The organism is Natronorubrum texcoconense, from assembly GCF_900100335.1.
Lineage (GTDB): Archaea > Halobacteriota > Halobacteria > Halobacteriales > Natrialbaceae > Natronorubrum > Natronorubrum texcoconense.
In genome coordinates this window covers 137538-161806 of record NZ_FNFE01000006.1, presented here as the reverse complement: position 1 = coordinate 161806, position 24269 = coordinate 137538, and the positions used below count along the sequence as shown (strand labels likewise).

The 24269-nt window shown below is 57.8% G+C and carries 29 protein-coding genes and 1 tRNA gene; 13 read left to right on the top strand and 17 right to left on the bottom strand.

Features of this window, described 5'->3' with window-relative positions; genetic code table 11:
- Positions 1-44: 44 nt before the first annotated feature.
- Both BLT08_RS17395 and BLT08_RS23135 read right to left on the bottom strand, forming a co-directional pair.
- The gene (locus BLT08_RS17395) at positions 45-1067 is read right to left on the bottom strand and encodes a tyrosine-type recombinase/integrase (protein ID WP_090310479.1); all 1023 of its coding nucleotides are present in this window, start codon (positions 1065-1067) and stop codon (positions 45-47) included.
- Entirely contained in the window at positions 1064-1222 is a 159-nt protein-coding gene (locus BLT08_RS23135; RefSeq protein WP_175529365.1) for a hypothetical protein, read from the bottom strand. Before BLT08_RS23135 ends, BLT08_RS17395 begins: the two co-directional genes overlap by 4 nt.
- 606 nt (positions 1223-1828) lie before the next feature.
- Here BLT08_RS23135 and BLT08_RS23495 point away from each other — a divergent pair.
- On the top strand, positions 1829-2113 hold the full coding sequence (locus BLT08_RS23495; RefSeq protein WP_394328202.1) for a phenylalanine--tRNA ligase subunit alpha: 285 nt from the start codon (positions 1829-1831) through the stop codon (positions 2111-2113).
- Position 2114: 1 nt separating this feature from the next.
- Here BLT08_RS23495 and BLT08_RS17385 read toward each other — a convergent pair whose 3' ends face one another.
- Positions 2115-2909: a hypothetical protein gene (locus tag BLT08_RS17385; RefSeq protein WP_090310476.1), complete on the bottom strand. Its 795-nt coding sequence runs from the start codon at positions 2907-2909 to the stop codon at positions 2115-2117.
- A 330-nt stretch (positions 2910-3239) separates the two neighbouring features.
- Between BLT08_RS17385 and BLT08_RS17380 the strand changes: the two genes are divergently transcribed.
- Complete coding sequence (locus BLT08_RS17380) at positions 3240-3791, top strand: type IV pilin domain-containing protein (RefSeq protein WP_090310474.1); 552 nt, start codon at positions 3240-3242, stop codon at positions 3789-3791.
- A 45-nt stretch (positions 3792-3836) separates the two neighbouring features.
- On the opposite strand, the gene BLT08_RS17375 is transcribed toward BLT08_RS17380, so the two are convergent.
- Positions 3837-4022 carry a DUF8053 family protein gene (locus BLT08_RS17375; RefSeq protein ID WP_090310472.1) on the bottom strand — a complete coding sequence of 62 codons (186 nt, stop codon included), beginning with the start codon at positions 4020-4022 and terminating at the stop codon, positions 3837-3839.
- A 110-nt stretch (positions 4023-4132) separates the two neighbouring features.
- Here BLT08_RS17375 and BLT08_RS17370 point away from each other — a divergent pair, with 110 nt between their 5' ends.
- From BLT08_RS17370 to BLT08_RS17335, 9 genes are all read left to right on the top strand, one after another.
- On the top strand, positions 4133-4564 hold the full coding sequence (locus BLT08_RS17370) for a DUF8023 family protein (protein ID WP_090310469.1): 432 nt from the start codon (positions 4133-4135) through the stop codon (positions 4562-4564).
- A gap of 16 nt (positions 4565-4580) precedes the next feature.
- On the top strand, positions 4581-4706 hold the full coding sequence (locus BLT08_RS23655; protein ID WP_281245274.1) for a hypothetical protein: 126 nt from the start codon (positions 4581-4583) through the stop codon (positions 4704-4706).
- Complete coding sequence (locus BLT08_RS17365; protein WP_090310467.1) at positions 4707-6362, top strand: Env/VP5 family phage fusion protein; 1656 nt, start codon at positions 4707-4709, stop codon at positions 6360-6362.
- A gap of 2 nt (positions 6363-6364) precedes the next feature.
- Complete coding sequence (locus BLT08_RS17360) at positions 6365-6913, top strand: DUF8063 family protein (RefSeq protein ID WP_090310464.1); 549 nt, start codon at positions 6365-6367, stop codon at positions 6911-6913.
- Complete coding sequence (locus BLT08_RS17355) at positions 6910-7725, top strand: hypothetical protein (protein ID WP_090310462.1); 816 nt, start codon at positions 6910-6912, stop codon at positions 7723-7725. Before BLT08_RS17360 ends, BLT08_RS17355 begins: the two co-directional genes overlap by 4 nt.
- A complete protein-coding gene (locus BLT08_RS17350; RefSeq protein WP_090310460.1) occupies positions 7722-8003 on the top strand; it encodes a hypothetical protein in 282 nt (93 codons plus the stop codon). The genes BLT08_RS17355 and BLT08_RS17350 overlap by 4 nt, the downstream gene beginning before the upstream one ends.
- A complete protein-coding gene (locus BLT08_RS17345) occupies positions 8000-9175 on the top strand; it encodes a hypothetical protein (RefSeq protein WP_090310458.1) in 1176 nt (391 codons plus the stop codon). Before BLT08_RS17350 ends, BLT08_RS17345 begins: the two co-directional genes overlap by 4 nt.
- Before the next feature lie 235 nt (positions 9176-9410).
- The gene (locus tag BLT08_RS17340; RefSeq protein WP_090310456.1) at positions 9411-9677 is read left to right on the top strand and encodes a hypothetical protein; all 267 of its coding nucleotides are present in this window, start codon (positions 9411-9413) and stop codon (positions 9675-9677) included.
- Positions 9674-10057: a PD-(D/E)XK family putative nuclease gene (locus BLT08_RS17335; protein ID WP_090310453.1), complete on the top strand. Its 384-nt coding sequence runs from the start codon at positions 9674-9676 to the stop codon at positions 10055-10057. The genes BLT08_RS17340 and BLT08_RS17335 overlap by 4 nt, the downstream gene beginning before the upstream one ends.
- Here BLT08_RS17335 and BLT08_RS17330 read toward each other — a convergent pair.
- From BLT08_RS17330 to BLT08_RS17280, 11 genes are all read right to left on the bottom strand, one after another.
- Complete coding sequence (locus tag BLT08_RS17330; RefSeq protein ID WP_090310450.1) at positions 10043-10354, bottom strand: hypothetical protein; 312 nt, start codon at positions 10352-10354, stop codon at positions 10043-10045. The genes BLT08_RS17335 and BLT08_RS17330 overlap by 15 nt on opposite strands.
- A gap of 345 nt (positions 10355-10699) precedes the next feature.
- Positions 10700-10963, bottom strand: a complete 264-nt coding sequence (locus tag BLT08_RS17325) for a hypothetical protein (RefSeq protein WP_090310447.1) — start codon at positions 10961-10963, stop codon at positions 10700-10702.
- Between the two features lie 2 nt (positions 10964-10965).
- Complete coding sequence (locus BLT08_RS17320; protein ID WP_090310444.1) at positions 10966-11256, bottom strand: DUF7692 domain-containing protein; 291 nt, start codon at positions 11254-11256, stop codon at positions 10966-10968.
- Between the two features lie 272 nt (positions 11257-11528).
- Entirely contained in the window at positions 11529-12524 is a 996-nt protein-coding gene (locus BLT08_RS22645) for a hypothetical protein (RefSeq protein ID WP_139171325.1), read from the bottom strand.
- Positions 12525-12986: 462 nt separating this feature from the next.
- Complete coding sequence (locus tag BLT08_RS17310; RefSeq protein ID WP_090310439.1) at positions 12987-13292, bottom strand: DUF8156 family protein; 306 nt, start codon at positions 13290-13292, stop codon at positions 12987-12989.
- Positions 13293-13474: 182 nt separating this feature from the next.
- The gene (locus BLT08_RS22640) at positions 13475-14773 is read right to left on the bottom strand and encodes a hypothetical protein (protein WP_139171324.1); all 1299 of its coding nucleotides are present in this window, start codon (positions 14771-14773) and stop codon (positions 13475-13477) included.
- A gap of 393 nt (positions 14774-15166) precedes the next feature.
- A complete protein-coding gene (locus BLT08_RS17305; protein ID WP_090310438.1) occupies positions 15167-16786 on the bottom strand; it encodes a DUF7845 domain-containing protein in 1620 nt (539 codons plus the stop codon).
- Positions 16787-16788: 2 nt separating this feature from the next.
- On the bottom strand, positions 16789-17070 hold the full coding sequence (locus BLT08_RS17300; RefSeq protein WP_090310435.1) for a hypothetical protein: 282 nt from the start codon (positions 17068-17070) through the stop codon (positions 16789-16791).
- 447 nt (positions 17071-17517) lie between these two features.
- The gene (locus tag BLT08_RS23490) at positions 17518-17757 is read right to left on the bottom strand and encodes a DUF7563 family protein (RefSeq protein WP_090310431.1); all 240 of its coding nucleotides are present in this window, start codon (positions 17755-17757) and stop codon (positions 17518-17520) included.
- Between the two features lie 59 nt (positions 17758-17816).
- Positions 17817-17992, bottom strand: a tRNA-Trp gene (locus BLT08_RS17285).
- Positions 17993-18045: 53 nt separating this feature from the next.
- Positions 18046-18948, bottom strand: coding sequence for a DUF5794 domain-containing protein (locus tag BLT08_RS17280; protein WP_090310429.1), 903 nt, complete (start codon positions 18946-18948; stop codon positions 18046-18048).
- Between the two features lie 585 nt (positions 18949-19533).
- Between BLT08_RS17280 and guaB the strand changes: the two genes are divergently transcribed.
- A complete protein-coding gene (guaB, locus tag BLT08_RS17275; protein ID WP_090310427.1) occupies positions 19534-21036 on the top strand; it encodes an IMP dehydrogenase in 1503 nt (500 codons plus the stop codon).
- A gap of 116 nt (positions 21037-21152) precedes the next feature.
- A complete protein-coding gene (locus BLT08_RS17270; RefSeq protein WP_090310425.1) occupies positions 21153-21857 on the top strand; it encodes an SDR family oxidoreductase in 705 nt (234 codons plus the stop codon).
- A gap of 30 nt (positions 21858-21887) precedes the next feature.
- Here the strand turns inward: BLT08_RS17270 and BLT08_RS17265 are convergent, their stop codons facing one another.
- On the bottom strand, positions 21888-23552 hold the full coding sequence (locus BLT08_RS17265) for an AMP-binding protein (protein ID WP_090310421.1): 1665 nt from the start codon (positions 23550-23552) through the stop codon (positions 21888-21890).
- 99 nt (positions 23553-23651) lie between these two features.
- Positions 23652-24263: a (d)CMP kinase gene (cmk, locus tag BLT08_RS17260; RefSeq protein ID WP_090310419.1), complete on the bottom strand. Its 612-nt coding sequence runs from the start codon at positions 24261-24263 to the stop codon at positions 23652-23654.
- Positions 24264-24269: the final 6 nt, after the last annotated feature.

Below are 24269 nucleotides of genomic sequence, written 5' to 3'. Positions count from 1 at the left end.
GAACTGTCAGACGCTCTATCGATATTTTGCATCGGTTTCGTGGACTAATCATAGTTTTCAATGTCAAGTTTCAGAGTGTGCTCGGATCGCAGTTCTTCGAACTCGTCGCGCTCAGCGGCCCGGTAGTAGTGCCGTCGAATCGTTTTCGGCGTTGCGTTCACCCGAGCCGCAACGATGTCGATCGACAGCCCCTGAAGCAACTGCCAAGTGATCGAACCGGTCCGAATCGCATGCGGACTCCGCGAAGAAGGGCACTTGCTCGCGTGGTTTCGGCGCGTAAACTCACACGTCGCTCGTCGATTCCCGTGTGGGCACTGAACGACGTGACAAGGCTGCGTACCGAGGTACGACCACGCTCGAAACGTCGTATCTGACGGTCTCCCCTGACGACCTGCGAACAACGGTTCACGACCTTCGTCGTCGCGCTTTTCGAAGCGCTCTCGAGCGATGTACGTCCGCAACGCCTTCACCACCGGCTTCGAGATCCCGACAACGCGTTCCCCGTCCTCCTTGTTTTTCAACCGTGTCGGCGGCCGGTGCCGGAACTCGAGCGTCTGGCGGTCCGGATCAAAGTCGCCGAGATCGAGAGCCCGAATACCACTCATCCGAGCCCCGGTGTGCCACGTGACTTCCAGAAATGCGTGCTCCGGTCGACCGAACATCTCGCTCGAGGATCGATAATACGACAGCAACGCGTTCGCATCGTCGACATCGAGCTTCGTGTCGTTAGACTCCTCGGCCCTCGAAAGCGTCGGGATGGTCACCTTGTCCGGGAGATCGCCGTCCACGACATCGATAGACGCACAGTAGTCGAGCAGTTGCTTTACGGCCATCAGTTGCCCCTTCAACGTCGCAGGTGCGATGTCCGCGGCCTCGCGCGCTGCACGATACTCGTCGAGATCCCAGCCGGACAGGTCGGCCATCGAGTCGATCCCTTCATCCTCAGTCCACTGGACGAACCGAGTCAGCCGATTCTTGTAGCTCCGAACGGTCTTCTCTGTGTTCTCCTGCTTTCGACGGGACAGGAATCGGTCGCGAGCCTCTCGAGGCGACAGATCCCGACTCATCGTCTCTCCTGAAACTGCTCGACCATCCGCTCTTCGCGACGCATTCGGCAGCCGTTACAGACCGACGGTCGCGGCTGGTCGTCGAGCGCGACATCAGGCTTGTACCGAAGCGTCGCCTGCGCGCCGCAGTCGTAGCAGACGCCGTACAGGCTCATCGGCTCACCTCGAGCCCGTTGGTGTAGTTACAGTATCCGGTACTCTTACCGTGGATGCGTGCTATTTCGCTCATGGTCTCACTGTTGTGGGACCGCGGACGAACCGCACGCGCCATCACTTGGAACTGGGGGCGCGTGCGGTCGCTGTCCGTCGGCTGTTTATGACGACTGTACCCCGCCCTCTTAGTAATCGGAACCCAATTTCCGGAATTCCGATAAATCAGGATTTGGTGACTGAAGTCCTCTCGAGAACGAATTTTCGAGTATCGGCTATTTCCGAAACAATTCAACTCCGGCGTGGGCTGTGGGCGACAGTCCACGCGCTGCGGTCGACCGGGGACTTTTTCCCCCGTAGCGGTGTGCGAATACATGCTTCCGTACTCCAGTTACGGGAGCCAGGCGGGCCGGTGCTACTACACCGGGTCCGCGTTTCTGACGAGGACCCGACCGAGTAGCGGCGGGTCCGTCTGGCTTCCGTTGCCCTCACCCAGACACGGGGGTCACTTAGTTCTAGTGTATCGTACAATATGCTAGAATGCACCTCAGAAGTCATTCAGAACTCGATACCAATCAACCTAACATGGTGATAAGAGTCAAACAAACCGAATGCGACGGCCCCGGGTGGACTGGATGACACGAGCAGATGATGCAATTCTCGAGTTTCTACTGAACGAAGGAAATCGCCCAATCGTCTCAACTCCCGCAGTTATCGAAGCAAATATCGATTATAAAATCTCACACGTCAGAACTCGTCTGCGTGAGTTGGATTCTGCGGGGTTAGTCGAATACCACGACAAAGAGCGTGGACTTTACCAGATCACTGACCGCGGCCGCGCGTACCTCGAGGGCGAACTAGACGCAGCGGATCTAGAAGAAAACGACTCGACTTGAGCTATCGGACCGTCCCAAGGCGGCGTACTGCATCAGCCGAAACGATGATATCACGCTCTCCGAGTGTCACACCGTCACCTGCCACCGTCTCGATTAACTCAGCTAACGATTCGAGATAGTCTCGGTTGCGCTGTTCTCGAATGGTGAGTGTATCCTTTCCGGTTCGCTCGACGGCTCGATTCTCGAGATACGCAAAGACGAACTGTCCGCGAACGTCGGCCGGCGCGCTCGAAAGATAGTCTGGTAACGAGAGATGCTGCTCGGCTTTCGGTCCCACTGGTGCGCCGAGTACCGCGAGCACGCGACCGAGAACAGTTCCGTGTTCGGTCGGCCGTACTTCGTCAGCCCGGCCGTCGCGATCGTCGACCACCTGGTAGTCGATGTCGGCCAGCTCGAGGGCGTCGAAGACATGGCTGTCTTCGCCTCGATGGTTCAGTGCGAAGCTCGGTTCGTAATTCCGTTCGGCGATCGACCCACCTGAGAAGACGTTCGCGACGAGTGTGTTGAGAGCAGTGAGTTCCGGGTCTCCGAACGAACAGTCGAGCCATCCGTACTCGCGTGCCGCTTCAATCGCCCGAACTGGATCGGGTTTCGAGTTGTTGTCTACCCACGGTCGGATTCGGCCGCGGGGGAGTTCCAATTGAGACGAGATTGCGCTTGATCCTTTGTTCGGGTGCTTGCTCGCGTACTCCATCACTCGTTCGTAGTCTTCGACGGACTCGAATGGATCTGCGTAAGAGGGCGTGTTGTAGGTGCGCGCGAGAGCGCGCTCGGAGATCAACGCCGAAGTAGTCATACCGATGTAGTGTTGTCGAACCGGGATAACAATTGCTGGTTTCGCTCCGAAACTCCGAAATCGGCCGCCTCGAGCGTTTCAAGGACACACTGCAAGGATTCTATCAGACGCTGATTATCACTGATGAAACCGATATCAGACTCTGAGAGGTTCACTATCCTCTAGGTATATATGGGTACAGTGGGCTGGTTGCTATCAGCACCAAAACCGAACGGCAGGAAGGGATGACGCACGGGATGGTTGTGCAAACCCAATCCCCCTGAGCGTCACACGGTGGTATCATACCGCCGAGAATAAGCTTTCCGACCGTTCTCGCGGTGCGTGACAACAATGGATTTGACCAAATACAGACAGAAGCTGATCGGAAGCGAAGACGAACGGGCCGTGTCCCCAGTTATTGGGGTCATCCTGATGGTTGCCATCACAGTGATTCTGGCAGCCGTGATCGCCGCGTTCGTACTGGATATCGGTGACGATATGGGCGACTCATCCCCTAGTGCACAGATTGGTTACGATACGAATTCTGCTTTCAATGTGAGTCCGGATGCTGGCACTGAAGACGAAGATGATGTACTCGGGACGATCTCCCATGAGGGCGGAGATGCACTTGATGCAGACGAACTTGAAATCAGAGTTGACATAGAAGGAGACGATAGTGATGAATACGTCCTGGATGCAGTCAACGGCTTTGATCAGACTGTTGAGATAGACGGCTTGGACGGTGGCGATGAATTCGGAGTCGGTGATTCACATGATATTGTGATTAACGAAGAGAGTGAGGACTATTCTGGTGAAAGTTACCAAGTTCAACTAATTCACGAACCGAGTAATAGCCAGGTCTGGAGTAACGAGTTTGATATCCCAGACTACAGTGACGAATAGACCATAGACTTACTTTAATCGACTTTTGATTTTCTCTGAATTCGGTTATGAGTCAATTCCTTCGACGAGTTCCAACGTCCACTGCCCATCATTGACGCGCTGAATGTGAACGTGGTGCTCGTCGGCCAGTTCGCCGTTCTCGTCTATCAGTCCCTCGAGCCGGAGATCGTCTTTCGGCATCGTGACACCGGCAGAATTCCCGTCGAGCTGTCGCAGTTTGTTCAAGGCCATATCTCGGCCCGCAACCCGCCTTGGTATAAAATTTGGTGAACCTATAGACGGCCAATAGATCACCACTGAATTCCGGAGTTTTTCGGCACGAGGTGGAGACGCCGGAGCGTATGGCACTTAGCCTACCGCAGAAGTACGTTCCTGACTCGATTCGTCAGGAAGACGGTATCGACCTGACAGACAGCATCCTCGCGCCACTGTTCGTGCTCGCGTCGTTCTCGATCGGCGCGGTCGGCACCCTTGAGTTCAGCCAACCGCTGAACTTCGCGCTGACAGACGCGCTGTACGCGGCCCACGGCACCGAGATCACGTACGCGTTCATCCTCTCGATCGGCATCCTGCTGATCGGGTGGCTGACGAACGAAAGCACACCGGAGGACTGGACGGATGTCGAGACCATCGTCGTTCTCCTGGCGGTGATACTGAACATTCTCGGGGCGCTCGTTCCCGCGATGACGGTCACCCTCGAGAGCATGTGGTACGTCGGCTGGTTCACGGTCTTCCTGAACGGCGCGGCGTTCTACGTGATCGCCTACAAGTAACCCGGAGGTTCCAGATATGAGTTCCAACGTTTTCAGCGGCAAGTCGGCGGAGTGGTACAGTTCGGTGATGACGGGCTACATCGTCACGGCGTCGGTCGTATCGATCGGCCTGACCGCGGTGATGGCTACGGGGGCGGTCTGAATGGCGGCCTCCGGTGATGCTCCCGATCGGGGCGACGGCCCAAAGCCCACGGCCCAAGAAAACGAGGGGATGACTCGGCGCGGGCTGCTCGCTCGAGGCGGGACGATCGCGGGCGGGTCGGTGGCGACGATCGCATTCGGCGGTCGTGTTGTACCGCGCTTCTCTCCGGTCGGACGTGCAGCGGCCTGCCCGCCTTGTGCGGTCGCTGGCGCTGCACTCGTCGGCTACGTTGCCGGAGTGAGTCACGCGCGATACGCGACCGACAGTGAGGAGGTCGTTGATGCGCTCGAGTTCGAGGACCACTTGCGGCTCTACAACGAGGCTCGCGAAATCAATGAAGTCACAGACGAATCTTTGTTGGCTTCAATCGAGCGCGATGCGAGCGGATTGATAAGCAAAGCGATTGAGCAGGCCATTATTGACGTTTATCACGAGGTGATCTCTGGAGGTGATAGAGATGATGCCGAGGAGGCCGCAGAAAGTGCGATAGCGGAGATTTTCTCGGCGGTCGAAATGGACCTTGTAACACGGATGACTTCTCTGACGAATGGCGTTCTCACACAAGCAGAGAATGAGGGAGTGGCAGCATATTCTTACGATGACGACAACGAAATCAACGAATACTATGGAGGTGATGGCACAAGAACTGAAACGTATATCTTATTGAACGGTGACAATTATGACTATGAGTTGTTCTATCATGCCGAAAGCGGCGGTGCGGGCGTGAGTGACGAGATTTATGGTCATTTCGACCCGTTTGAAGTTGCAGAATATCAAGATGGCCGCACTGGGGCGTATATTGAGGAGCCAGACCCGGAAGATTACGACATAGAAAACCCCGAAGAATACGGAGATTATGACTATGTTGATGGTTACCAACAGATATTCGACAGTGATGAATATGCAGATGTGTACGAGGCGATCCACGACGGATACGACCAAGCACTGTCGGAAGTTGAGGCATTGCTGGAAACCCATTACGATGGTATAGAGGCGGGCGATTTGAGCATTCAAGATATGCTCTCGCCGAGTGCGATGGATGAAACTATCGCAGAAGCGGAATCTTGGGGCGAGTTGGCACTGTATTTCCGACAACTCGGCTTGGCAGAGGCAGAGGCTCCGGTTGTACTCGAGGTCGATACGTCGGGCGTGGACGAGGTTGAGGATGACGAGCAGGAACTTGAGGGGCTGCTCGGCTGGACCGTTCCGAGCGCAGTGGAAGACACTTACATCCCGATCGGGACGCAGATCAACCCCAGTACGTATCCCGGCGAGTTCAGAATGGCCGCAGAGTGGGAAGGCGAGGACGGCGAGACAGATGCAGATATGCTTTCTCTCGTCGGCCCCTTCACGGTAACGGAGGTCGATGAGTCGATCTCCGGGGCAGAGTATCTCCACTTCGATGAGCGCGAGGTTGTCCAATCAGATACAGACCCCGAGCGAGCGGCAGAGATTTACACGGAACATCAGGAAGCGGAGGCTCAGGCCCGAGAGCAGACGATTGAGGTAGTTGTCGATGACGGAGGCAGCGGGGTAGATATACCGAATCCGTTCGACGGCGATGCGGGTGGTCTGATGGGTCTCGGTTTGATCGGCGTCGTTCTCCTTGCGGTGATCGGAATCGTGACCGACCTCGTGCCGGGACTCGGTGAGTGACCATGCAGCGGATTTTTTTGCTGTTCGTCGTCGCAGCGGCGGCGCTGGCGATGGGTATGGGCGTGGGCAGCGCTATCGCGCAGGAGAACACAACCGAGGTAGCAAACGAGACGGTCGAACCGGATTATGAAATCGCGTTTAACGAGTACATTCGGATAGTCGAGTACGAGCTCAAGGATGGGACCGCGACGGTGACGATCGACTCAGAGCGGAACCACACGGTAACGATGGAGGACGCGATGGATGGAATCGGGGAAGACGGCATTGTTGAACCCTACAGCCGGGAATACTCGGTTTCAGAGGGAGAGACGACGATCACGATGGACGTGCGCGAGTTCCGCGGCGCGTCGACGGTCGGCGTGACGGTCGGCGGGACGACCGCCAGGCTCTCGACACAGATGCAGGAACCGAGCGACACCGAGGAGAACCCGTTCCACACGTTCGGCGGCGAGAGCGGGCTGTTCTTCGGCGTGTTCATGTCGGTCGGACTGGCCGGAGTCGGCACGGTCATCGTACTACGCCAGGAGGAAAGCGGGGTGATCGAAGCGTGAGCAACACCAGCGCGACGTTCAACAGCTGGGGCGATCGACTCACGTACCTGCTCGCCGAGGGCCAGCTGATCGTAGCGGGCGCGGCAGTCTCGCTCGGGGCGCTGTTGATCTGGTTCCGGCCGTCGATCCCCGGCATGCCGCCGGTCGCTCGAGGGATGTTCGCCGCGTCGCTCCTCCTGGGGCCGCCGTTGCTCGCGCTGTTCGTCACGGGTGCGCGGAAGCTCCGGCAGCGTCGAATGGAGGACGTCTACCACATAAACGGCGTGACCGATACTCGAAAGAAGTACTACGTCTCGCCGGAAGTGTGGGCCGAAAAGACCGTCGAGGGGCCATCTCCGTACCGCTGTAACGACGACGAGGCGTTCGAAGTCCGCGAGTTCACGTACCACGAGGATACCGGCGATCTCGTCGTTCGGGGCTGCTACTTCAGCCAGATGGCCGACTCCAAACTCGTCACGACGAAAGCCATGCTCGAGGATATCCACGGCGATCTCGTCGAGGCCTTCCTCGAGTTCAACCGACTCCGTGGACGGATCTCGAAGATGGGACTCCAGATCCAGGGCGACGTAATCAACGAGGAAGCGGAAGCCGACGAGCGCGGGCTGATGAACCCGCGTACGTCCGTGAAAGATCGGTTCGAATCGGCGAAAAGCGACGCCGAAGACGCCGATATAGACGAAATCAAGGACGTAACCGAGTACGTTGAGGACTACAGCGACGAGCACGGTATCAACACAGTCGGCGGACCGCCGCAGACTCGAGCACAGGCCGCAGAACAAGCCGCAGCAACCGACGGAGGGACTGATCGATGAACTTCTACGGACAGTCGGAACTGTACGAGCTGACGAACAGTGAACTCGAACGGTATCGAAAGAAGACGCAGGAACTCGAATACGACGCGGAACGGCCGGAAAAGCGGCTTCTCGCGAAAGAGTGCCGGAAGGCAGTGAACGAACTCGAGAAGCGTCGGAACCGGCTTCTCGTCGGTGCGATCCGGCACCGGCAGCGGGCGGAGGTAGAACACATGCTCGATGAAGCGGATATCGACGCACAGGAGATCATTCGAGAACTCGAGCGAGGCGCAGAATGAGCGACGAGCAAGACAACTACACGGTCGGCGGATTCACCGAGTACCAGCGCGGAAACCTCGCGAAAGAACCCGACAAGGTCCTCGAGCACACGGGGTTCGTCCGTGATGAGCAGATCGACCGGCAAATGACCGTGCGCGCGTTGCACCACGATCCTGACCGCTGGAACGGAAAGGCCGCAGCGACGTACATGGACGTCGGAAAGAATCGACGGATCGTACAGGGTGAAGGCAGTCACACGGCGCGTGACGCGCTCGACAACGGCGACACGCTGACGCTGAAACACTACATCGGCGACCCGTCGCAGGAGGCGAGCCTATCGGGTATCAAAGCGATCACCCGGCTTCGAGAGATCGTCGCCGGACCCGCGCCGGTGATCGTGATCCTGGGCGAGATGGGGGCCGGGAAAACGAACCTCGCATGCCTAATCGCGCAGCTGCGTGATCGGTGGGTCGACGGGAATCTCAAAGTCGCCTCGAATATCCGCACGCTGCCGCGAAACGACGACTGGGTGCGCGACAACGGCGACGTTGAAGACGGCTGGATTCCGCACTATCCGCTCCTCGAGGAGTGGGTCGAGAAGGACGGCGATCCAGTCGAGAATCCACAACAGCCGAAACTGTTCATCGGTGACGAGTTCTCGACGAACGCGAGCGGAACCGGCGAGGATGGCCAGAAGGTGCGGAAACTGATGGGTCCGCTGGTGTTCAAGATCCGCAAGTACAACGGCGCGCTGATCTACATCGGCCACGACGAGAGTTCGATTCATCCGCTGTTGTGGCGCGTCGGGACGATTCTTAAGAAGCCCGACCGGAACGACAAGGGCAAAGCGATCAAAGCGGAGCGGATCAGCGGCGGGAAGCTACAGGACGTCGATCCGCGCCCATTCACCGGGATTCCGCCGGCTGACTGGGAGCCGCACACGAATGACGAAGCGAATTGGTCGTGGAACGCTCCCTCGAGCGACGACGACGAGCCGGCGATCGGCGAGGACGAAGTGAAACAGGTCGCCGCCTGGACGATGGAAGCGTGCCGAGAACAGGGAATGTCGGCCCGCGAAACCTCCGAGTTCGTGCCGTATAGCCACGCTACCGTCTCAAACTGGTGGAAAGAGATCGATGAAGGCGGAACGAAGCGAGAATGGGTTGACACCGTAGAGAGCGTGATCGCATGACTGCGGCGGGTTGTAAACCTGTAAAGCGAAACCTGCCCCCCTTTAGAATAGGGGTTGCCCATAGCCCACCGCTCGCTCCCTGTCGGGAGCGAAGCGAGCGATGGGCGACGCGCTCTCAGACAGCGGAGGATTATATATTACCACGCGTGGGGCGTGCGTGTACCATAAGAAATACGACATTTTTTAGATGTCGATTTCGAAAAAATCGTGTCGCGCGTGATAGGGGTCGATCAGCGTGACGGCCACGCTCTGGAATCTGGTTGATGTCGCTCGGTTCGCCGCTGTCGACGTAGCCCACGAACTGCGGCGAGATTACGAGCGCGGCGTGTTCTCGAGACAGATACTCGCCGGGATCGGCATCGCGATCGCGGGCTCCGTGGTGGCGATCGCGACCGGCGGCTACGGGCTCGGAGTGCTGGGACTGCTCTTCGCCGGGTTCTTCGTTTGGTCGACGGCTCGATCCGACCGGCGCTGGCGTGACGAACGGAGGGACGACCCGTGAACCGCTCGAAGCGAGCGAACCACTTCGGCACGGCGTGCGAAAAACGGATGGCGAAGAAACGACGGTTCACGCTCGAGCGGTCCAGCTGGCACGACGCGAAGTTCCAGAACGAAACGCCGGTCGAGATCAAATCGACGATGATCGAACACAGCAACGGCCAGCCGGGGAATTTCAAGGTCTACCGAAAGTATCACGAAAAGCTCCGACGAGCGGACGGCTGGTACTGTTTCGTCGTCTACCGGCCGCACGGCTGCTCCGGCTGCACGATTATCAAGGACAAGATGGTCCAGGCGTCGAGTCTCCCGCTGCTCCGCTGGCATGGCGGCGGCGATCACCGTGGAACCGAACAGGGGAAAATAGCAATTTCAGACGTCTTCTGACGGACCGACGTATTTGAATCCGCGAGTGGTCGGCTCGGCAGGGTTCGGACGGTCATCGGGTTCGAGGTGATCTATCCAGAGACGATTTTCGGAGACGCCCACGATCTCGCCAGTCGCGACGACGCGATCGCCGTCTGAAAAGCTCACTGCCGCTCCCTCCCCGGTCTGTCTCGGCGTCCCGTGAACGACCCAGTACGCGATCTCGTCGGGCTCGAGGTTCTGCTCGAATTTGTGCCGCACGTCTTCGATACTCGGGACGTAGATCAAAACGTCCCGTACCGTCTCGCTATTCGCCATATTCCTTGTTCTCTCCGTCGTCGGTCTGCTCAGTAGCCGACTGTAGTGTGTAGTCTGTGAAAGATATGAGGCGACCTTCGAGAGATGAACTACCTCTATTGTTGGGGCCGGAATTAAAGCATGGTCGGTTACTTCTTTCAGAAGCTGTGATAAGTGCTCTCTGCCCTGAATGTGATGGATGGGGTGAAAAAATAGCAAAACACGTCTCTGGCGGAGAAACAACGGCTAGCTTCGAGTGTACAGGTTGCGGCCATGAATGGTCGCTTCCGTTATAACTCGACCACCGACAATTTTCGCACCGTCGCTTTTTAGAGTGCTCAGTATCGCTCGAGGAGTTGTCGGTCATCATTCCGGGCCCTCCGTGATTGCGGACTGCCTGACGGCCTGGGATACCCATGCGGCGCTGTAGCCGACTATTTCGCCTATCTCTCTATGTGTGAGTTCGCTACGTTCGGCAAGTTCGGCGGCGATCCGCTTTCGGTCCTTCGTGATCGCATTCTCGACGAGCTGCGGAAGTCGGGCGCGAAGTTCGATCGCCTTTCGCGCTTCTTGCTCAAGTTCGCGACGACTCTCTCGTTCGGCTTCTCTGAGTAGATCGTCGACCGTCATCGTCACATTTCCCCCTTCGTCGTGGCCGATACCGAGGTCTCGACGTCGAAGCTAACGGCTCGAGTGCTCAGCGTCTCGGCGATCTCCCGGCGCTGTTCGCGAGTGAGGTCGTCGCGCTCGAGGATGCGCGTGGCTGCGGCGACGAGCTGGTCGACGTCTTCGCAGGCAAACGCGACCGCGTTGCTCCGGTTGCAGTCGTAGAACCGGGCAGCTTTCTGGATAGCGTCGAAGCGCCATTCGTTATCGTCGTCAGTCCGGATTCGTACCGATCCGGGCGTCTCGTTGTGAGACATGGCCGTGAACACAACCCGCCTATCCTAGTTTTTTCGGTTCACTCGAGCGGTCTTAGTTTATAAAGAGGGGTTGACACCCGTCGTGATCGGCATGACGGCCGAGGCGATCTCGTGGGCTATGGGCCGAATATGAACACGGCCGGTGCTCGTCTCGTGTTCATATTGGGGAAACCGATCTTCGCGACGTCCAACCGCCAGCAAATAGGGCACAGAGACACATCGTTCTACAATCAACGCCTATGTAAATACAATATTTGGATCAATTCTGAAAATCACTCTGATCGCATAATGTGGTATTCCATCAATAACATTCGAATATATTTCCGCTCAACATCCATAAATGACACTACAACTGTATACAGATAGTATGGAATGTAAGCTAAAAAGAAGAGGAGTACGGAGACTAATTGTTGCTCAATTGTTCCAGAAATAACAAATATGAGTAGAATGATGGTGACGAATGCCATAGAAATTAATAAATTCTTGTTTAAATGATAGAATAATCTTAGATCATTGGTTGTCGGATTTGAAAAGTCGTTAAGGATCATATGAAGCCCGGAATATAGATCAACTGGATCATTCATGTTACTATCAAATCCGCAATCTTTTCGGACATTGATAAGTATGTCGTCTGCCTGACTGGTGTCAAAAAATGTTGTTGAGTGCGTGACTAAATACAAGTAAATTGGATGATTCTCTAGAGAAAGCTCATTCCAGATTTCTTTTCGGAAGAATAGAACATACCAACCAATTGCCTCTGAGAATACAAACAAATTAAAGGCACGTAGGGGATCGTTTGTATAGAACCAAAATATGAGTGAGGTATACAGAGTAATCGCAAAGTAGATGACTTGAACATTCGTGAAAAAGCTTCTTGACCTATCTGTTAGTGTCTTCTCACTTGTCTTTTTGAAAGAATTAGATAAATACTGCCAAAAAGATAAAACAGATGCCGCTTCCGAATTTTCACTCCGAAACATATATCTCCTAAATTCACTGGGTACTGGTATTACTGTCTTTCTAGTTAAGTTAATTATTTCGCCAGCCAGAATGGAACCTACAACAATTGGAACCCATAAGTGTAATTCAATCGCTGTTGAAAATATTTCATCCGTTGCAGAAGTTAACCAATAAAATCCGTCATCGCGATCTGCTACCTGGCCGATTGCTAAAATATATGATGTAACGCTAACAAAAATGAGACCGGGTATAACTCGAGTGAGAAGTTGATAAACACTAAAGCCTACTGGAGTTCGCTCCGAAACCATAATTCAGATACCCATTGATACCTTTCCTACTTATTTGATCCGGCCGTTCATTTTCGATTATATTTTGTAGGTGAATTTATTCGAGCTGGCAGATTGCGTCACTCACTGTAAGTCCGTGCTGGTCCGCGATCTCGGCTGCAAGGTTCAAGGCCCAGTCTTCTCTCTCCATCCCTCTGTACTCATATGCAAGCAGTGCCAGCGCGTGGACGATCAGTAAGTCATCTTGTGGATGTCGCATGACGCTCACGTCTGGCCGCGGCTTTATTGATAAACCCTCGTAGGCATATCCGACAATCACGGTTACCGAGGAACCACTACGTTCTATCAGTAGTTTAGCGCCGCTGTAACGTCCAACATCGGCCAGCCCAATTTTTCGCTAGCGCTGTGCCCGCTCTACGCGCTGCGCAATTACCCTGTCCCCTAGGGGTATGCAGTGGACCATTCGAGCAGCGTGGATTATACCTACTGGCAGTCATCGGACTCTCCGGAAAGGTCTTCGCTGGAATTATTGATACGCTCATTTACCGTTTCGAGTTGTTCCTCGAGATCGGCGATCCGGCACTCCTGAGCGAGCAGCATCGAAATGAGGTGTGTGGTCGTCGGATCGGTGTGGTTCTGAATCCCACCAGCGTCGGCGACGTTCCGCGCCTGGACGAATAGCCGCTCAAAGTGATCTTGATACTCAAGCCGAAGTGCTCTGCGGTACGGTGACCACTCGTTTTCGAATTCACGGAGCGTATCGCGATAGGTGGGGTTTGTCTTGCCCATGAAGCCCAAAGTGAGCGCACAACGGATAAGCAAAGGAGAGTAGTTTCCGGAATTCCGATACAGTTCACATTCGAAGCTGCGTCATCGTACACACGAGTATTTGATCTCGTGTGCAACTTTGGGAAACCGGATCGGATCTGTCAACATCCAATCCGGGGGGGAGATGTTGTGAATATAGATTACTACGATCCATATACAAAGAGGGAGTCGCTTCTTAACATTTCTTCAATATCTTCATTGGACAGATCCCCTTTCCTGAATTCGGAATACAGTTCAAACAGATTGTGTGTTAATAGAACTTTGTAACCTCTTTTAGAGAGAAAATTCTGGAGATGTGGTGGTAAATAATCATTTTCCGTTCTATTTGGAGGGTTTGTTTCTCTATCAGGATTGGCTACTAAGATTCCTGTATGGTCTCTATCCAACTCATCGATCTCTGCTTCATCAACCCATGTAGATAATTGACGGCACTTTTTATCGCTTATAGAGTTTTTAGTGCCTGTAATCTCTAGAACAATATTCAGATCGTCCAACCGAATCATTCCATCTCTTCCATGTGGAACCTCCCCTTCAACTTCGAAATCCATTTCACGAAACACAGTTGGGACCAATATTTCTAATTCTCCTTCATTACCCCACAACAATGCCTTGTACTCCTCATATTCATCTAGTTCTCCTTCTTTTTCTTTGATTTTAGACTCGATTTCCTTTTTCTTTATTCTAAGGTCCTCTAATTCACGCACAAGGCCATCTTCTTCTGGTAACCTCCAATCATTAACCCACTCAGGTGATTGGTCAGTTTTTATTCTTGTATCCATATCGGTGAAACTATCTAGTATTTCCCTAATTAATTCATTTGGGCTCCAGTTTTTTATAACAGGAATGAAAGATAGCTTACCCGGTAATTGGTTCATCTCTGGCTGATGTGTAGATACTTCAGGTTCAGTTATCTCATGAAAGAGAATATCAGTTGCCAAGAGTTCGCTGGAGTTGTTTTGCACAATGGTTGTGAATTCATAAACAAATCTTCTTCCGAATAGTTCAAACACAGCCGGTTCTTTTCTATCAATTCTAATATTCCAATCGAAATTGCTATCGAAATACCAAGTCCAATTTGGATTTATTGTATCATAATCAATAGAGCTACCAGACTCCTCAACTAAGTTCAGACCAACGGGTGTGAGATTGTAAAGCGATATAGAAGTTCGATCTGTTTTCGGTATAGTTCTCCTCTCTGGAAGGAATACGATGAAATTATTACCATTAGCTATTGATTTGAAAATATCATCTTCATCTGGGATATTCATCATCCCTTCTATTGAATCTGAAATAGTCGAATCACCTACTGATTTATCTAGAGAGTGAAAGTCTAAGAATACCCAGTCGAAATCCTTCACATTATAATCGTCAGTCCAAGCAACAGATTTCGTACCAAGATCGACATCAGTACCAACCGTAAGTACTCGAACTTCGTCTCGCATTTAACCAAAATAAGGGTGGATGTTAGTAAAGACTACTGTTACTCATTACTCCTGTCCCACACATTCTTTCACCTATACTAAACGCAAGAACATTCGATAGATTTCTCAAACTACTGTCCAATCAGACCACCGTTTCATGTGCTTCAACTGGAGATTTGCGTGCGGAGGCGGGGCGGGGCGCTGTAATTTTTTGGCTCAGTCCCCTTGGGGACACCCGCCAAGGGGGTTTTCGCGCGAAGCGCGAAACGACCCCGCAGGCCCTGCGGTGCGATCGCCGTGCCGACCCCACCCTCGAGGGTCCGAACACAACTGAAGTTGTGAAAAACAGCCGCTAATGAAGGTCTGGTTGTCTAAACGAAGGAAAGGGGTAGCGTTGCCACTACTCGTGCCGGTTCACCGATCGGCGACAGCGCCGACGAATCCGGTTTCGCTCCCGCCGCCGGGAGTCTTCCAGGTCAACTCGGCACCACGGAGAACCGTGGGATCGTTACCCGACTTCGACCACTTCTCGAGGGCTTCCGCGGCGATCGCCTCGACGGTCTCGAAGCTATCGAACTTCAGCCGCGAGAGAATCGTATCGATTCGCATCCGCCGCGGGTCGCCGTTGTCGTCGAACTCGAGGTCGGCACCGTTCTCTGCGAGCCACTTCTGGAACGGCGAGGACTCCGCAACGTGGTCGGCCAGTCCCATCAGGTGCTGCATCCGGTCGGCGTAGCTCTCGATCGCGTACTCAGCGGACTCGACGAGCGCACGCAACTCCTCGCGATACTTCCGGGCGCGAAACGACACGTCGCCCTGGTTGAGCTCGAGGACGTCGCCGAGATCCTGGATCGCTCGGTAGATCGTCGCGGGGTGCTTCCCCAGCTCGTCGGCGAGGTCGTCGACCGTCGATCCGCCGTCAGTCGCGACCCGCTCGGTGACGTTGCACGCGGTCTCGCCCATGTCCCGCAGCGTCGTCATCAACAGGTGATCCGTCTTCGCCTCGAGGCGCGGCGTGGGGTCTTCGTAGAGTTCCACCGGCTGATCACGGGCCACGGCGTCGAAATGGTCGTCAGGGATGTAGACACCGTTTCCATCGGGACTGAGCGGGATGTCTTCCCAGTGGAGCGCGTTCAACAGCGTCTCCTCTATTTGCTCGGTCACCTCGTGGCGATCGGCCCATGCCCATGCCTCGCCATCGTTCCTCGACTTGTTCACCAGCACTTCCACCTTCGGGTGGTAGGACGGGTGATCTTTCGAGACCGCATCCGGGTCTTTCAGCTGGTAGATCTCGAGCTTTCGGCCGTAGGTGTGTCCCGGCAACAGCTTTGCAGCCGACGCGGGGTTCAAAAACAGCCGATTCTGGTGGTTGATTACCTCCTCGTTGTCGATGTGGAGTTCCGCTTTCACGCCCTTGAGGTCGGACAGATAGAGCGCAACCTTCTGGAGTACACCGGCCGACGAGAGCTTTTCAGCCCACTCTCGTCGAATCCGAACGTACCGCTCGTACGCCCACATCCGACTCGCCTGGTGCGGTTCGTTTCGGAAATACTCGGGATGAACTCGCTCGTTCGCGTGTTCGAAGATCTCCGCGAAGAACTCCGGCAGCAACTCGAGACCGCGCTCAGATTCGATGTTGCTGAGGTGGTACTCGACGTCGACACCGTCGACTTCGCCGACCTGATTCTCCCACGGGAGCTGTATTGGGTCGCCGCTCTCCCAGTGGCGCATATTCGGAAACCGCGGTGAGATATTGAACGACGCCTTCCGTTCGCCGCGACCGCGGCCCTTGATATCCCATTCGTACAGGCGTTCGGCGTTGATCCCGTCGGACAGTCGCGGTGCAAACCCCGACTTACTGTAGTTCACCTCGAGGAGCCAGGGCTCGCCGTCGATCTCGACGTTCAACTCGAGATAGCCCTCGAAGGGCGGACCGAGCATCACCGACGACAGCGCGTCGTACGGACCGCGGCCCCAGTCGGGCCACTTCCAGCGGCCCTCGATCTCGTGCGGCGTCGTCTCGACTTGCGACACGACTATTCACCTCGCTCGGACTCGAGCAGGTCGGTCAGTACTGCGACCGGATTCCACCACGTCGCGCTCCCGCAAGGGTGACAGACGTGCTTGAACGACGTGAGGTCCGTCGCCTCGAGCGAAGTTGGATCAACCTGTGGGTGCTGATCCATCTCCTCGGGACGCGCGCGTTTGACGTGCGTCCGCCCACAGCCCGAACAGATCGCATCGATGGGAATACCGGCATGGCCGGCGGCCGCGCTCGCCAACTCCGCCTCAAGGTCGCGATCGGCGGTGGCGCTCACCGTGAATCACCCTCCTTGCGTTCAGTACCCGTGTGTACTGACCGAATAATCGGACAGTCTCGGGATTCTGACGGGCTGTTTATGCCCATTCGAGAACTACGGAGCAGAGTGAAAGCCGGGGACGATGCGGAAAAATTGGTGATTGCGTGTAGGTCGTGCAGTTCCGTATTCGCAGGGAAACGCGCTTCGGACGAGAAGCTGCTTCCTATAGGCAGGCCACAAGGTTGCCAATGCGGGTCGGACGTATTCGAACCCGTTACCGATTCTACCAACCAAGGATTTGGTGGCGTATCGGACTGATCAGTACCGCTCGAGGCGTGTCCACCATCAGCCCGGATATCTCGTTCTTCGAAAGCGCGACGAACATCAGCGTCGGTCGCCTGATGGGCTGGATGGGCTATGGGCGTCCGACTCTCGACGAGGTACAGCTGACTCGCTCGGACGAACTCAGACATCGGCCTCACCTCCGTGGTGACCGACGGCCGTCTCCGGATCGGGAATCCCGACGTCGACACCAGCTGCGGAACCCCGAGTCAGTCGGCGGTACGAATCGCACTCTCCACAGCGATGGGCGCGGTCGCTGTTATCGCCGTAGACGCGGCAGAACTGATCCGAAACGTACGCTCCGCAGTGTTTGCACGTCGAGTTGTCGACCGACGGCCACGGGGCGATCGTCACGCAGACCACCCGCTACTCAGAATGTATCGAGTTCGCGATAAAAGCCGTCCAGGGCTTTTTAATTCGAATGGGGTCGGAGGGATTTGAACCCCCGATCGACTGATATCTCCGGTGCGCCTCGGAACTCCAGAGGGTCATCACACGGACACTGATCAGGTGTCCGATCAGTATATCAGTCTGGAGTGTCGTCCCGGGCGCCGTAGCCTCTGGAGTCAGTCGCCATCCCTGGCTTGGCCACGACCCCTCGACTTTCAGTTGGGCGATCCTGCCTAAAGTGGTTTCGATTCGGAATCCGCCCTACAGCCACGGGGCCCGACCCTGCGTGTCGGTCGAGTCGTCGGCCGGATACGGTCCCGAGTCGGAGTCGTCGTCGCTCGAGTCCGCGTCGTCGGCGTCCGACCCGCCGCCGTCGGTCAGCGCGCCCAGGCTGTCCGTGGGCGAATCGTCGCCGGTTGCGCTGTCACTCGAGTCGCGCTCGAGGGGCAGATCGATCGCGAACACGCCGGCGACGAGCAGCGCCGCGAGGGGAGCCTGTCCGAAGGCCATCCCGAGCATCGACAGCGGGAGCAGCCCGAGGGCCACCGCGCTGCCGAAGCGGAAGCGATCGATGTCCATGCAGCCCCGGAGGTACGGCCCGCCGAGGGCGATGGCGAGCGCGAAGGCGACCCCGACCCCGGCGGCGAGTACGGCGTTTGCGACCAACGAGGGGTTGTCCATGACGACGAACTCGGCACCCGCGGGATCGATGCTCGCGACGAGTCCGAGACCGATGATGACGACGGGGTTCGGGAGGTAGTCGCCGATCGTCGCGCTGGCGGTCTTGGCCGCAATGGCGACGATCACCAGCGCCGCAAACCGTTCGAAGATAACGATATCGAGGACGCTGCCGATCGCCGGCGCGAGCGCGGCTTGCACTCCCGCAAGCAGTATCAGCGGAATCCCGACCAGCATGACTATCGTGGCCTGTTCCCGGGGCGTCCCGGACATCTCCGCGAGGATCACCGCGACCGTGGCGCTGCCACCGAAGATCAGCAGGCCGACCTGGACGGCACCGAGCGGGTCGTCCAACGCGCCCGCGAGAATCAGCGCTGGGAAGACGCCGTCGATCAGCGGCAGCATCATCACCAGCGCTAACAGACGGGTATCACCACCGACTATTCGCTCGAGACGGAGTGCGACCGGGTGTCGTGACGTACTCATGAGTCAGGCTCGATGGCCATGACCCGAGGCCGGTGGGCAATAGGGTGGACGGTCCCGTCGCGACTGGTGAAGCGCACACCAGGTCGTCCAGTTGCGGCCTCGCGCTGTGAATTTTTTTGTGAATTTCCCGAACTCGAGATTGGCGGCGTCACTGTCGACGCTCGTCCGGCCAACGGTTCGGGCAGCACTGAAATTCACAGCGTACATACCCGTATCGACAACCGGATTCTCAATAAGCGTTGTGTGGGACGCGGTCGCATAACTTGCCGCATTCGCACCACTGGCTGCCAGATGCGGTCGGGAATGTACACACCTGCGCTTGACAACCGTAGCTGAGAACGGGATTTGGTCGACGAACGTCCACTCGAGAAGAGCCACGATCGGGTCACGGGCCCTCGACACGGTCGTGGTCGGACGGCCGCTTTGAGTGTGCGGACTCGCGCGAACTGGGTTCGAAAAGCGTGTCGAGGTCGTCGACGGTCACCCATTCCACCGAACGCTGCGCTCTCATCGAAACCCCCGCCAACCGTTCGCACCCAGTTCGTATCTCGCAACGCTTTTTGCTCGCGGGTTCGGACGGTTTACATGGCGAACGATATCCCTGAGCAGGAGCCTTATTCTTCGAAATTACAGGTACCGGAAGCGCTAACGTTCGACGACGTCCTCTTGCGTCCGAAAGAGAGTCGTGTCGAACCCGACGACGCGGACCTCACCACGCACGTCTCGAAATCCGTCGAGGTGTCGGTACCGATCCTTTCGGCCGCGATGGACACCGTCACCGAGAGCGGGATGGCTATCGCGATGGCCCGCCACGGCGGCCTGGGCGTCCTCCATCGGAACATGAACATCGATGCGATGGTCGAGGAGATCGAACGGGTCAAAAGCGCCGACGAACTCATCATCCCGCTTGACTCGGTCGTCACCGCCGATCCCGAGATGAGCGTCCGCGAGGTCGACGAGCGCATGGCCCGCCAGGGCGTCGGCGGCGCACCGGTCGTCAACACCCGCGGCGAGGTGCTGGGCATCATCTCGAGTACCGACATCCGGCCCCACCTCGAGGTCAACGAGGACGATCCGGTCACCGAAGCGATGACCGACGAGGTCGTGACGGCCTCCGAAGATATCGATCCGCGCGACGCGTTCGACCTGATGTACGAGCACAAGATCGAGCGCGTGCCGGTCGTCGACGACGAGAATCTCCTCGTCGGGCTCGTGACGATGCAGGGCATCCTCCAGCGTCGCGAGTACCAGCAGGCCGTCCGCGACGAGGACGGACGCCTCCGCTGTGGCGTCGCCGTCAGCCCCTTCGAGCAGGAACGCGCCGAAGCCGCCGACGAGGCCGGCGCCGACGTGCTGTTCATCGACACCGCCCACGCGCACAACCTGAACGTCATCGACGGCGCTCGAGAGATCAAGGAGTCCGTCGAGGCCGACGTCGTCGTCGGTAACGTCGGGACGCGCGAGGCGGCCGCGGATCTGGTCGACTTCGCGGACGGGATCAAAGTCGGGATCGGTCCGGGTTCGATCTGTACGACTCGCGTCGTCTCCGGCGCTGGCATGCCCCAGATCACCGCGGTCGCACAGGTTGCAGACGTCGCGAACGAACACGACGTTCCCGTCATCGCCGACGGCGGGATTCGGTACTCCGGCGACGCGATCAAGGCGGTCGCCGCGGGTGCGGACGCCGTCATGCTCGGCTCCTACTTCGCCGGCACCGACGAGGCGCCCGGCCGCGTCGTCACGATGAACGGCAAGAAATACAAGCAGTATCGCGGCATGGGATCGGTCGGCGCGATGAAATCCGGCGACAGCGACCGGTACCTCAAGGAAGAGCCGGACGAGGACGACGAGTACGTGCCGGAAGGCGTCGAGGCCGCGACGCCGTACAAGGGCACGCTCAAGTCCGAACTCCACCAGCTCGCCGGCGGGATGCAGTCCGGAATGGGCTACGTCGGCGCCGAGACGATTCCCGAGTTCAAAGAGCGCAGCGAGTTCGTCCGCGTCTCCGCGGCCGGCCAGGCCGAGAGTCACGCCCACGACGTCGTCATCACCGACGAAGCGCCGAACTACTCGCCCGACAGCGAGTGATCCTCTCCGTTCGAAGCGTCGAACCCGCAGTCGATCAGCTTCCTCGGGTTCGACTGTGAACTCGCGGCGGGTGCGTACTGAGCGAACTTTTTGAACGCGGTCGTGGTACCCCTCGTATGACCGATGAGAAAGTGGCGGTCGTAACAGCGGCGGGAAGCGGTATCGGAGAGGCCTGTGCCCGGCGGCTGAACGAGGACGGCTACACGCCAGTTCTGATGTCGCGGTCGGGGAGCGCCGTTGAAGTCGCAAAAGACCTCGGTGGAGACGGGTTCGAGGGCTCGGTGACCGATCCCGACGACTTAGCGGCCCTCGTCGAAACGACGGCCGAACGCTACGGTCGCATCGACGCGGTGGTGAATAATACGGGTCACCCGCCGTCCGGCGACCTCCTCGAGATTTCCGACGAGGAGTGGCACGAGGGCCTGGACCTCGTGCTGTTGAACACCGTTCGTATGGCCCGACTCGTGACGCCCATCATGGAAAAGCAAGGACGCGGGTCGATCGTGAACATCTCCACGTTCTCGGCGTTCGAACCGTCGAACGAGTTCCCCGTGTCATCGGTGCTTCGAGCCGGACTCGGGAGTTTCACCAAACTCTACGCTGACCAGTACGCGGCGAACGGGATCCGGATGAACACGGTCCAGCCCGGATTCGTCGACAGCTACGACGTCGACGAGGAGACGAACGCGCAAATTCCGATGGGACGACCGGCACGAACCACAGAGATTGCAGATGCAGTCGCGTACCTGCTCTCTCCCGCGTCGAGCTACATCACCGGGCAGAATATCCGCGTCGATGGAGGGATCACGGCGTCCGTGTAGACGCCCGGGCGCTTCTAGCGGCGCATTCTGTTAGAGTTCCGTTCGCCGAATTTTCCCGGTCGTCGTGGTCGGCAGTTCGTCGCGGAACTCGAGTTCGCGCGGGTACTCGTACGCCGCTACCTTCTCCCGTACCAGATCCCGAATCTCGCTTCGCAGTTCGTCGCTCCCCGTGACGCCGTCTACGGGTTGGACGACCGCCCTGATGATCTCGCCCCGGGTCTCGTCGGGAACGCCGACGACACCGACCTGTGCGACGGCCTCGTGCTCGAGGATCGTCTCTTCGACCTCCCGCGGCGCAACGCGGTAGCCGCTCGTGATGATGAGATCGTCGTCTCGCGACGTGAACCAGAGGTAGCCGTCTTCGTCTCGCTCCGCCAGATCACCGGTAAGGTGCCACGTATCGCCATCGGGGCCGTCCTCCAGCGTCACCGCTGCCGTCTTCTCGGGAGCGTTCCAGTACGCTTCGAAGAGCACCGGATCGTCGCCGCGACGGACGGCAATCTCGCCGCTCTCGCCCGTTTCGACGCGCTCGCCGGTATCCGAATCCACCACGGCGACGTCGTGCCCCGGCACCGGCTTTCCCATGCTGCCCGGCTTCGCGGGGAACCACTCCCGGCAGTTGGTCACGAGCAGGTTCGCCTCCGTCTGCCCGTAGAGTTCGTTGACGACCACGCCCGCGAGCGCCTCGTCGGCCCACTCGAGGATCTCCCCAGTTAACGGTTCGCCGCCGGAACAGATCGCCTCGAGCGAGAGGTCGTACCGCCCGTCGGGGTCGTCGACGCCCATCAGCATCCGGATCGCCGTCGGCGGGAGGAAGGCGTCGGTGACGTCGAAGGCGGCCATGATCTCGTAGGCCCGCTCGGGGTCGAACGACCCCATCGGATACCCCACGACCGGCTGGCCGTAGTGCCAGGCGGGAAAGACGAGATCGCCGAGCGCGCCGATCCAGGCCCAGTCGGCGGGCGTCCAGTAGACGCCGTCGCGAACGTCGCGCTCGAAGTACATCCGGAACGCCGGACAGTGTCCGAGCCAGACGCCGTGCGTGTGGAGGACGCCCTTCGGCTCGCCGGTGCTGCCGCTCGTGTACATGATGATCGCGGGCGTCTCGACGTCGGTTTCGGCCAGTTCGAACGCCGTCCCCTCCCGGTCGACGGCGTCCGCGAAGCGCTCCACGGTCACGCCGTCGATGGCGTTCGCACCGATAGCACTCCCCGAATTTCCGACGACGAAGACGGACTCGAGCCGGGGACAGTCCGGCGCGATCTCTTGCACCGTCTCCAACTGACTCGCGTCGACGACGGCCACGCGGGCATCGCTGTCGGTGAGTCGGTAGCGGAGCGCGTCGTCGCCGAACAGCACCGACAGCGGAAGCGAGATTGCACCCAGCTTCCAGCAGGCGAGGTGGGTGAGGACGTTCGACGGCTTCTGCGGAACGACGACGGCGACGCGATCACCGTACTCGACGCCGCGGGACTCGAGTGCGTTCGCGACGGCGTTCGACTGCGCGTCGAGGTCGGCGAACGTGTACTCCTCGTGGCCACCTCCCGGTAGCAGCTGATAGAGCGCGACCTGTTCGCCGTCGTCGTGTTTGCCGACCAGATCCGCGGCCGCGTTGAAATCCGGCGGAACGTCCCACGAGAACGAGTCGCGGGCCTCCGCGTACGTCTCGCTGTCGACCGTGACGTAGTACGCCATACTGGTAGTTGTTCACACACGCCACAAAATACCCACCGACCGTGAGCAGAGATAATTCGACGAACTGCGCCGCGGGCTAACTCCGCTCGAAATGCGACGCTACGGATCGACGGCCGGCGTCGAGAACGCCCCCTCGTCGATTTCGGCGTCGTACTCCTCGAGTGCGGTACGAACCAGTTCGAACACGCCCCGTTTGCTCCAGCGGGCGGTGTTGATCGAGAGGTCGTAGAACTCCCGTTCGTCGATATCGATCTGGTAGTACGACTGATAGCGGCCGGCCTCGCTGACCTCGCGGACGCGCATTTCGGCTTCGGTTTCGACGCGGTCCTCGATCCGGTCCGCGCGAACGTCCTCGGGTGCGTCGAGCCAGATGCGGAGGTCGGCCCGCTCGCCGGCCAGCCAGCCGGCGAGGCGAGACTCGAGGATGAACGGCTTGTTCGCCGTCCCCCACTTCTCGGCGATTTGCTGGAGGCGCTGGTCGATTGCGCGGTCGATCTTCTCGGAGGAGTCCGCCTGCGCCGTCAGCTGGCTGAGCGCCATGTCCTGATCCTCGGCGATCTCGCGGAAGATGTCGCCGCCGGAGACGTACGGACAGCCCATCGCGTCGGCGAGTTGGTTACAGAGCGTCGTCGCGCCACAGCCCGGTGGCCCGGAGACCGTGATGAACAGTGTCGTGTCGATCTCGCCCACCGCCGTCGGGTCCGTTGACATACGTGC